Below are 6,486 nucleotides of genomic sequence, written 5' to 3' on the forward strand. Positions count from 1 at the left end.
TTTATTCACCTTTATTTTGGTAGTCTAGAAGAGCTGATTTAGTCTGCCCGTATTCATTAATTACTATTTCAATTGTTTTTCTTATTTCAGAATTATCCGTACCATTGCGACACATGTTTTCAAGCGTTAAAGCATGAGCTGATATTATCTCTGCACCTACATTTAAACTGCTGGATTTCATACTATGTGCGTATCTTTCAAGTGTAGAAAAATCTTCTTTATCAAATAGCTCTATCATGCTGTATATCATTTCATCAGACTGTTCAATATAGGCAGGAATCAATTCATCAAATACTGCACCAATTGCAGCTTTCATAGTTGAAAGAGTTTCATAATTAAGAGGGCTTTTGCCTGTATCGACTTTAGATTCAGCATGAGCAGTTTTTTCAAACTCATTGCCATCAACAGTATTTTCAGTCGAACTTAACCATTTAGATAAAATAGATGTGAGTTGCTTGCGGTTAAATGGTTTTGCAAGATAATCGTTCATGCCAGCAGATTCGCATTTTTCTCTATCAGATGAGAGGGCATTTGCAGTTACAGCAATTATGGGTAAATTTTTATCTGATTCTCTAATTATTCGAGTCGCTTCAAATCCATCCATAATGGGCATCTGGCAATCCATCAATATAATGTCGTATTTATTCTTTTTATATTTATCAATAGCCTCCTGACCATTGTTGGCAATATCAACTGTTATATCAAAGTCAGACATTAAACCAGTCGCGACTTTCTGGTTAATTAATATATCTTCAACTAACAAAACATGACCCTGTAATACAGGTCTGTTTTTTTCTGTTTCCTGCTCATCCTCGATTACCGAATGTCTGGTTAAGAAACGTTCATTCTTTTTATCATTAATATCAATGCTTAAAACACGACTCAGGGTTTTATATAATAACTCACTAAGAATAGGTTTTGTGAGATAAGCTAAAAAGCCAATTTCATTAAATTTTGCGGCATCACCGAGACCGGTTGCCGAAGTCAGTAGAACAAGAGGTGTGTTTTTTAATTCATCATTCGCAATTATGTTAATACCCAGCTTATCACCACTTAGTTCAGGCATCATATTGTCTATAATAACAAGTTGATATTGCTCATTAGTTCTTTTAGCAGTGAGCATAAGCTCTATGACATCGTGAGGGTTGAGCGTTTTATCAACTATCATGCCGAGTTTAGTTAACTGTTCATTCAGTATCTGTAAATTAATAGGGTTGTCATCTACAATCAGTACCTTCACATTGTTTAAATCAGCTTTCTCAAGTTTTTCAGGTGCTTCTGTTTCCGTCAGGCTTAAATCAATCCAGAATTTAGAGCCTTTACCTGGCTCACTTTCTACGTCTAAAGATCCATTCATTAATTCGATTAACTGTTTACTAATAGCTAAACCCAGGCCTGTACCACCATATGTTCTGCTGGTGGAGCTATCGGCCTGAGTAAATGATTCAAAAATTCTGTCTTTCTGTTTGTTGCTCAGACCAATACCTGTATCTGATACTGATATGTTAATGTTTTTTTCTTTATCTTTATTAAGTTTTACTTCTATTACTACCTGACCCGTATCGGTGAATTTAATGGCATTTCCTATGAGGTTGAGCATTATCTGCCGTATTCTACCTGCATCACCATTTACATATTCAGGGCAATCAGTATGGAAATAAAATATTAATTCAATGCTTTTTTCTTCAGCTTTAACCAGTAATAGTCGAGTAACATCATATATTGTACGTTCCAGATTAAATGTATATGAATCGATATCCAGTTTGCCGGCTTCAATTTTAGAATATTCAAGAATGTCATTAATGATTTCTAAAAGAGAAGAGCCTGATTCTGAAATGGTACTAACAATATCTTCCTGTCGATAATCAAGTTTAGTTTCCTGCAGAAGTTCAACCATGCCTAAAACACCATTCATAGGTGTTCTTATTTCGTGACTCATGGTGGCCAGGAAGTTGCTTTTTGCTTCTGCTGCCATTTGTGCTTCATTTTTAGCATTAATTAACTCGTTTTCATTACGTAATCTTTCAGTGTCATCTCTTATGATTGCTGAGTATTTTACTTTTCCGGAAATTGTCATTTCACTAACTGATAAATCCATAGGGAATACCGAGCCATTTTTTTTAAGCCCACTTACATGCCTACTGCTACCAATTACATTTTTATTTCCTGTTTCCTTATAATCTGATAAATATCTATCATGATTTTCATGATAGGGAGAGGGCATTAGGATATTTACGTTTTTTCCTAATACCTCCAGTTTAGAATAACCAAATAATATACAGGCCGAGTTATTTATATTTTCAATAGTTCCTTTTTCGTTAATTGAAATTAAACCATCAACCAGTGAGTTCATCATAGTCCTGTTTCGAACTTCACTGGCCTCTAATGATATTTGTGTTTTTTTTCTGAATTTTGCCTGTGAGTCAGCATCTTTAAAGGCATGAAACACACTGATGCATAAACCGGTTAATACGCACAGGTAGCTGAGTTTTTTTAGTAAATGTGCCATATCAAATTGAACATCAAATAAGCTGCTTGAGTAGGGCATTACTATAAGTTGAGATACAAGGTTAACGATTATTGTCAGTATCAACCAGTGAGTAAAAATATTTGTACGCCAGTCACCCTGTTTTAAAAAACCAATTAGAGCCAGTGCAAAAAAACTTGCAGGTATAAGCTCAGCGGGACGATAGAAAAAAGCATCTTCAAAATAACCGCTTGGTAATGGTATAAATGCAAAAAACAGAAAACTACAGAGAGTCGTTATAAGTATGAAGCCATAGACCATCCTGGGAGATAGTTTGTTGACTACTTTGTTTTCAGATTCCCATTTCAAAATAAAATAAAGTAAAAGAACAACAATGGATAAAAACATTCGGGAAGCTAACCAGCTCCAGGGAATCAGGGAAGGCAAATCTGAAGGCAGAAAAGCTTTAAACCAGATTGAACTTACAACAGCGTGATAACCATCTAATAAACTAACGCCAATAAAACCAGAACCCAGCACAAGAAACTCGGTACCACCTCGACTATAAAAACGAACAAGTGCTAGTAATCCAACAAATAGTGCGAGCACCGTTGCTAACATCTCCATTAATGTATGAAGGTATGCGCTGCCTTGCCAACTGGAGCCACTTAACATAATGGAGCCGAGCGAAAGCACTATAGCTACAGTCATATATGATTGTATGCGTTTGTTTTTTATTTCCATAAATAATGAGGGGTCAGTTTTTATGTTTGATTGATTAAGCATAGGACATAAATTGCTATTAAGTACTGATTTATATGATAATTTTTTTGTTATTTAACCTTTGTTTTTATGTGCTTTTATTGGATGAATCATATTTTTAATATAGATTTCTCTAGTGATGAATATGTTGTTAATTTGAGTGAGTATAATGGGCATTTTTGTTTTTCGCTCCCTGCGTGCATTACATCACGTTGAAGTGCGTTCACAATAAAACGCCTGATGAGAGGTCTTGATCACCGAAAGACTATTAACCTGATTTTCGCATTGAACTAGAATTGAATGAGGCTCTATGCACGTCTGTCGAGCAGGAGCATCGTTCTATCGCTAATATGGTTAAAGGGCTGATTCGTGGCTATTGCGAACACAACGAGATAGAAATTCAAGAAGTGCAGTATTTCATCTAGCACAAAAACAAAGACGAAGATCAAAAAGAGGGGGCAGATACATGCCGAAACTGGACTTCAAGGGCAAGAAATTCGCTTACAACGGCTGCTTTATTTTATAAACCCATAAAAATTATTATACCGACTCGAAGTGTAAAGAATTATTGAATCTTGTAAGGAAACCTTTATAAGATTGTGGTTTTTTACAGTTTTATGTGGGATAGATAAATGAATGTCATTACAACATGTTGATTTCATTGTGATTTATATTTCTTGCATAGAAATTGCTAGGCATAAAAATGGCTTTTGTATAGACGTGCTGTATGTCTAGGCCGCACCAAAAAGAAAAAAATGAAAAAACAATTTCTAGGTAAGATGTATCTGTGGTTATGTGTTTGTTTTTTAACCAGTAATGTTAATGCGGCTATTACAGGCGATTTAGAATTAATCGACAGCAGTGGTAATGTCGCTGCAACTTACCAGTCAGGTGATGATGTTCGCGTTCGAGTCACGGATGCAGATGGTAATGCTGATGCCGGCGTTGTCGAAGCCCTAACGGTTCGAGTTACATCCGAAACAGAAGATACCGGCACACCTTATAGTGCCAGCACACCAGTTGCCGGCGCATCCAACAGTGGTGATGGTAGTCTTACTATTCTTAAAACCAGTTACGATACCAAAACAGAAAACTGGACGTTAACGGCGGTTAGTCAAACCAGCTTTTTAGTGACCGGTTCTGTCTCGGGTAATCAAACCCAGCAATACACCGTTGGCTCTGAAAGTTATTCCACCAGTAATAATGAAGTCACCTTTAGAATTGATCAGGGCACGATCAGTTTTTCAATTGGTGATAGTTTTACTTTTTCAACGACTGCCGGCACGATTGTTTCTGAAACAGTGACCTTAACTGAAACAGGAATTGACACCGGTATCTTTGAAGGCAGCATTCCTTTAGTTGAGTCTGTAACACCTAGTGCGTCCGATAATAATTTAGATGTGAACTCAGGTGATTTAATCACGGCATTTTATGACGATGCGATTGGTGATTGGGGTGATGCGGTTCAGGTACGCAGTACGTCTTTATATTCTGCAACCGTTATTGCTGGTGCAACCATTTTAGCGGATACCGTTTGGACGGCCGCGAACAGTCCTTATTTAATTACGGGTGATGTCACAGTAAACAATGGTGTGACCTTAACCATACTTGAAGGTGTGCGTGTTTTATTCCTGGCCAACAGTGATGATCAAATCTCCGGTGATGAACCTTATGACAGTGAGTTGATTGTTAACGGCACATTAAATGTTGCAGGCACAGTTGATAATGGCGTTGTATTTACCAGTAGTAATCGTGAACCGGTAACGGGTGAGTGGGGTGGTATTCGTATTAATGGTGATAATGCCAGTTTTAATTACGCAACGATCGAATACAGTGCTTATGGTATTTATGCGTATGGATTTGGTACTAATAGCAGTTTGGTGATTTCAAACAGTATTATTCAACAAAATGGCAGTTATGGTTTACGCAATATGCAAGGTTACTCTGAGGGAGTTGTTTCTATTGCTGATAGTCAGATTATTAATAATAAGGGTTATGGGATTTATAGTAATGGTGACTATGATGCTTGGACAATTACAGGTAATACTATTTCTGGGAATGCAGGGATGGGTTTGTATTTATATAGGACAGCAGATGTTGTTATTTCCAATAATACTATCTCTGATAATTTAGGTGGTGGTTCACAGATATCTAGTGTAAGAGATGGTTTTGAGTATAGTAATAATGTTCTTTCCAATAATGGTAATAATTGGGCTTTATATTTTTACAATGGTGCTAGTTTAAGTTCAGATGTCTGGATGACAGATAGTCTTTTGATTGCAGGAAATACGATTACGAATGATGTTTTAACGGGATGTTGCTCTGGTGGTAGTCACGGAATGATTATTAATGATCAGGGTATAGCAGATGCGACTATTACTAATAATATAGTTAGCGGTGGTTATTCTGGTATCGTGGTAGATAATAGTATAAATAACGTTCAGCCGATTATTAATAATAATACGATAACGAATGTTAGGGATTATGGATTACAGATTTCAGGAAAAGTTATTCCAATACTTGCTGGTAATGTATTGGACGGTAATGGGTATGGTTTTTATGTTTATTATAATGATGTCAATGGTAATGGTGATTTCTCTATTAGTAATAACATTATTATCAATAGCACCTATGATGGAATTACAATTGGTGGTTATGCGAAGCCAATTATCAACAATAATGATATTTATGGTAATGGTGGTTATGCAATTAGAAACAACACCACGTTTGAAATAGATGCGAAGAATAACTGGTGGGGTGTAGCTGATACGGCTGAAATAAATAATGGCACCAATCCACAAAGTTTAAGTTTTATTTATGATAATAATAGTGACGCCGGTTTAGGCTTTGTTAATTATGCCGGATGGTTGAACGAAACTTATGCAACGGGAGCACCTGTATCGCTTTCAGTTACAGGCACCTTAGAGTTAATTGACAGCAATGGTAATGTTGCAGCCACCTACCAATCAGGTGATGATGTTCGCGTTCGCGTAACGGATGCCGATGGTAATACCAATGCAGGTGTTGTCGAAACTCTAACCGTTCGAGTTACATCCGAAACAGAAGACACCGGCACACCTTATAGTGCCAGCACACCGGTTGCCGGCAGTTCCAACAGCGGCGATGGTTCGCTTACTATTCTTAATACCAGTTACGATACCAAAACAGAAGACTGGACGTTAACGGCGGTTAGTCAAACCAGCTTTTTAGTGACCGGTTCTGTCTCGGGTAATCAAACCCAGCAATACACCGTTGGC

Annotated in this window: 2 protein-coding genes; one reads left to right on the top strand and one right to left on the bottom strand. The window is 37.0% G+C overall.

Translation table 11 applies throughout. From position 1 onward, the window contains the following. Window position 1: 1 nt before the first annotated feature. A complete protein-coding gene (locus tag DIZ80_02520; protein RDH85310.1) occupies window positions 2-3,253 on the bottom strand; it encodes a hypothetical protein in 3,252 nt (1,083 codons plus the stop codon). Window positions 3,254-3,984: 731 nt separating this feature from the next. Between DIZ80_02520 and DIZ80_02525 the strand changes: the two genes are divergently transcribed. Beyond that, on the top strand, window positions 3,985-6,486 hold a 2,502-nt coding region (locus DIZ80_02525), incomplete at its 3' end, for a hypothetical protein (protein ID RDH85311.1).

Origin of the sequence: endosymbiont of Galathealinum brachiosum, assembly GCA_003349885.1 — a bacterium.
Taxonomy (GTDB): domain Bacteria; phylum Pseudomonadota; class Gammaproteobacteria; order SZUA-229; family SZUA-229; genus SZUA-229.

Coding starts and splice junctions, on each gene's coding strand:
- DIZ80_02520 (RDH85310.1), bottom strand. CDS start 3,253: ATGCTTAATCAATCAAACATAAAAACTGACCCCTCATTATTTATGGAA.